This window comes from Coprococcus sp. HCN-4056 (assembly GCF_037892645.1).
Lineage (GTDB): Bacteria > Bacillota > Clostridia > Lachnospirales > Lachnospiraceae > Coprococcus > Coprococcus ammoniilyticus.
This window is the reverse complement of the sequence record NZ_JBBKBL010000012.1, coordinates 1-992: the sequence shown is the minus strand read 5'-3', so window position 1 is coordinate 992 and position 992 is coordinate 1. Positions and strand designations below refer to the sequence as shown.

Sequence of the window (992 nt, the reverse complement as noted above, 5' to 3'; positions counted from 1 at the left end):
TTTTCAATAACAGTCAGATTACCAACATCCACATGAAAGCCTCTCATTCTTAATTCATTGTAAATGACATTCTCCATAGAATGTGTCACTTCCAGTTGCCTGTAATGAATTCTTGAATTTCTAAGTCCCATATCCATAAAATAGTACTTCATTGGCGTACCGATATAAGACTTTCCCTTAATATCATATCTGCTCGCCTCTTCAACTAAAAAAGCATCCTCCAAATATTCAATATATTTCGTAATCGTTGTTGCTGTAATTTTCGAATTGTTTACGCTTTTAAATGTTTTCTGAAGTTTGTTAGGATTTGTCAACGCGCCAATTGCGGATGCCAAAACATCAAGCAATGATTCCATTTCTCCAACGTTTCTGATTTTGTTTCGTTTTACAATATCACTGATATATGTTTCCTGAAACAGATTATCCAATAGATTCATTTTTTGCTCATCCGTTTCAGCTAATACCACCAACGGAATACCGCCATAAGTAATATATTCGTTCCATCCATCATATTTATTTCCATCATAGCAACTCATAAATTCCGAAAAGCTCAAAGGGTACATATGCACCTCATCCCCTCTGCCGCCAAATTCAGTAGCTATATCTCTGGATAAAAACTTTGCATTACTTCCCGTTACAAATATATCGCAATTCTTCTTATCCGCTAAACCGTTAAGCACACTCACAAACTCATCCAGTAACTGCACTTCATCTAAAAGAAAGTAGTATTTTTCATTATCTTGAAGTTGTTTCTTTGCCCAAGGGTAAAAGATTTTCGGATCTCGATATTCTATATTATCGAATAAATCAAACGCCATTTCAATGATGTGTTTTTCATCCACTCCATTTTCAAGCAAATGATTTTTAAACAGCGTTCGCAATAAATATGATTTTCCACATCTTCTTATTCCTGTTACAATTTTAATCAGACCATTTCCTTCACGATTTATAAGTTGTTCTAAATAGTAATCTCTTTTAATTTCTTTTACCAT

The 992-nt window shown here is 33.8% G+C and carries 1 protein-coding gene; it reads right to left on the bottom strand.

Features of this window, described 5'->3' with window-relative positions; all coding sequences use genetic code 11:
• Positions 1-992 (bottom strand): ATP-binding protein (locus WKT03_RS12595; RefSeq protein ID WP_340392364.1); only part of this gene is annotated, 992 nt, incomplete at both ends.